Here is a 3349-nt window from a genome sequence, read left to right as displayed (position 1 = left end):
GAGGCGCCACAGTGCGTCGCGCAGGGCGCGGACGGTGGCGAGCCCGGCGGGGGAGATCCGTACGGCGCCGGCGGGCAGCCGCAGCCGGGACGGCAGGAGCCAGGCGGCGAGGTCGGCGGGGCGGTGCAGCACCTCGTACCGGGCGTACGGGCCGGGGCCGCCGGTGGTGAGCAGTTCGAGGCAGAGGGCGCCGGGATCGAAGTGGAAGCGGCTGCCGCCGGGGGTGGTGAGAATCAGCCCGGGCGGGCTGGTGGGCTGCCCGCCGGCGGTGCTCCGGCCGGCTGCGTCGGGTCCGTCGTCTCCGTCGGTCATGCGACCAGGATAGGTGTAACCGGGAAGAGGGGTTACAGGGCGTGAGGGCATGGGCGCGCCGACGGCCGGTGGAACGGTCTTCGGAGGCCGCGCTCCGCCCCGGCAGCGGACCCGGACCGACCCTGCGGCGGCCCCACCGACCTGAGGCCGACCGAAGGCCCGCGTCACCCCGGCTCACCCCGGCCCCGGGCGGCAGAGCCGGGCGGCAGAGCGGCGGGGAGACGGATCGCGGGAGCGCTCCGCGCCGTGCCCGGAGCGGTACTCCGGGCACGGCGGTGCGGCCGTCCCCGCCGGAAGGGGCCGGAAGGGGCCGACGGCTGACGGCTGACGGTGCGGCGGTTCGGCCCGGCCTCAGGCCGGAATGGCGTTGACGTACTCGCGCATCATCCGGGGGACCCGGTACGCGTACTGGTGGCCGCGTTTCACCTGGACGACGGAGAAGTCGACCAGCTCGGCCAGGACGTCGAGATTGCGGGAGGGCTCCCGGCCGCCGTCGACCGGCTGCTGCCGGACGTCGTCGATGGAGAACTCCTCGGGGAACCGGGAGAGCCGTCTGAGCGCCCGGCGCTGCCGTTCGTCGAGCAGTCCGTACGCCCAGGCGAGGCTGCGGTGCAGCGAGCGGTGGTGGGAGAGCCCGCCGACCTCCTCCTGGCCCAGGATCGGCAGCACCCGGTACTCGTCCACGAGGACGTGCAGGGGCACCGAGCGCATCCGGACGGCGGCGTTCTCGATCGCGAGCGCGAGACCGCCGAGGCGCCGGCAGAGTTCGACCACCTGTGGCATCTGGTCGCCGAGGTCCAGCGTCGGGGCGACCGAGTGCACCCGTCGGCAGAACAGTTCGGCGGCGGGCGGGCAGCCGTAGGGGCCGTCCGGGCGGTCGACCGACAGCGGCGACACTTCCCACAGGTCGGCGGGGACCCCGGCGGGCGCCCGCAGCGAGGTGATCACGATGTGGAGCGCCGGGTGCTGTTCCAGCAGGGCCCTGACCTGCCGGGCCACCGTGTCGATGACGTGCTCGGCGTTGTCGACGACCAGCAGCATCTGCAGCTCGGGGTTGGTCCGCGGGTCGCGGTCGAAGCCTCGGAAGAGGGTGTCGAGCGCGCGCTGGGCCTGGGCCGAGGCGGCTGCCGGGTCGACGCCCTCGGGGGTGACCGAGCCGAGTTCCAGGACCACGACGCCGTCCCGGAAGCGGTCCAGCAGGTGGGCGGCCGAGTCCAGCGCCAGCCGGGTCTTGCCGACCCCGGCCGGCCCGGTGAGCACCAGCGGACGGCCCGGTCGCAGGGCGGTCATGACGTGCAGGAGGTCGGCCCGGCGGCCGACGGTGATGTCCGTCTTGGGGCGCAGCCCACGCCACCGCGCGTTGTCCGGGAGCTCGGCGACGCGGGTCGGCGGTCCGGGCTCCGGCCGGGCGGGGAGCAGCCCGGCCGGGGCGCCCGACTGGACGGCCTGGGAGAGCAGGGTGGCGTCCCGGTCGGTCGCCGCGGAGAACAGCGCGCCCACCAGGAGCTCCACGGAACTGCGCCGCGGATTCTTGATGACGCCGGTTTCCAGATTTCGAATGGTTCGGACGCTGACCGTGGAGTGTTCGGCTAGCTGCTCCTGGCTCCATCCGATCATCTTTCGTTGGGTTACCAACATCGAGCGAAGTTGATTGTTGTCCATTCCCCCGCGCTTCCTGCTGTCGTGAGCAGAATAAAAACCAGAACTCAATGCGCCGATTTATGGCGGCGCCAATCACTCCGAAAAACGATCACTGCCGGTCGGGCGGTCGGGCGGCCGGGTGGAGCGCAGGCGTGAACGCTCGGGCCGGCATGGGTCGCAGGGCGCCCGCGCCGCAAGGTGTCAGGGCCGCAGGAGGCCTGGGCAGCAGTGTGTCAGTGCCGTGGAATAATGAATCGGGGACGTGGTGACGGTTTGTCGCAACTGTTCGGGGCGGTCTTCGACGGTGAATCGACGGTGAATCGACGGTGAGGCGATCGCCGCCATCGGGCTGCTCAAGCGACGCGCGAACGAGTGTACTACGCGGACTATTTCAGCGAAGCGGTCACAACGTTCGATCTGCCCGTTCCGGACCGGCAACTTCGTGTCGGCTCCAGCAATTTTCGGCATTTCGTCCGAGATTGTGCGAGAATTATCGGCCACCTTGGCCGAATCCCGTCGCCCGGTTCCGGCTCCGATCATCGATTGTTCACGGACCCGACCGCCGCCCGTTCCCCGTCCGGACCGTCCTCGCCCGGCGCGCCGTCGGGCGAGGACGGCGGGGGTTGACGGGGCATACTCGTTCATCTGCGGAAACCCCCGGTGGATGCCCACGGGAAACCCGGTTGAGCCCACCCACAGCCGAAGGATAAGAAGAGGAAATGACAACGCTCAAGGAGCAGCTGCAGGAGGACCTCACGGCTGCCATCAGGGACCGGGACGAACTGCGCGCGTCCACCATCCGGCTCACGCTGGCCGCCGTCACCAGCGAGGAGGTGGCGGGCAAGCAGAAGCGCGAGCTGTCCGACGCCGACGTGCTGAAGGTGATCGGCCGCGAGGCGAAGAAGCGCCGGGAGGCGGCCGAGGCCTTCGGCACCGCCGGGCGGGCGGAGCAGGCGGCGCGGGAGCTGGCCGAGGGCGAGGTGCTGGCGGGTTACCTGCCCAAGCAGCTCTCCGACGAGGAGCTGGCCGCGATCGTGGCGGCCGCCGTGGCCGAGAGCGGCGCGAGCGGCCCCCAGGCGATGGGCGCCGTCATGAAGCTGGTGAAGCCCAAGGTCGACGGTCTGGCCGAGGGCGGTCGGGTGGCCGCCGCCGTGAAGGCCGCCCTGGCCTGATCCGGCGCACCCCCGCTGCCCCGGCAGCATGCCGAAGGGGCGCCCTCCCGCGCGGAGGGCGCCCCTTCGGCATGTTCCTCGGCCGGTGGCCGGGAGGGCGGGTCAGCCGTTCCCGTTGCCGCCGCCGTGCCGGCCGCCGTTCCCGTTCCCGTTCCCGGGACCGGGCGGGAACGGGAACCCGCCGGGCAGGCCGCCGGGCAGGCCGCCGGGCAGGCCGCCGGGCT

The 3349-nt window shown here is 72.3% G+C and carries 3 protein-coding genes; 1 reads left to right on the top strand and 2 read right to left on the bottom strand.

Features of this window, described 5'->3' with window-relative positions; all coding sequences use genetic code 11:
- Both KS423_RS41605 and KS423_RS41600 read right to left on the bottom strand, forming a co-directional pair.
- Positions 1-312 (bottom strand): ABATE domain-containing protein (locus KS423_RS41605; protein ID WP_224284916.1); only part of this gene is annotated, 312 nt, incomplete at its 3' end.
- 351 nt (positions 313-663) lie between these two features.
- Positions 664-1929: a helix-turn-helix domain-containing protein gene (locus KS423_RS41600; protein WP_224284915.1), complete on the bottom strand. Its 1266-nt coding sequence runs from the start codon at positions 1927-1929 to the stop codon at positions 664-666.
- A gap of 743 nt (positions 1930-2672) precedes the next feature.
- On the opposite strand from KS423_RS41600, the gene KS423_RS41595 reads away from it, so the two are divergent.
- Positions 2673-3125: a GatB/YqeY domain-containing protein gene (locus KS423_RS41595; protein WP_224284914.1), complete on the top strand. Its 453-nt coding sequence runs from the start codon at positions 2673-2675 to the stop codon at positions 3123-3125.
- Positions 3126-3349 lie beyond the last annotated feature (224 nt).

This window comes from Streptomyces sp. LS1784, assembly GCF_020103755.1.
GTDB lineage: Bacteria > Actinomycetota > Actinomycetes > Streptomycetales > Streptomycetaceae > Kitasatospora.
The sequence above is the reverse complement of the archived record's forward strand: the minus strand, read 5'-3'. Positions and strand labels throughout refer to the sequence as shown.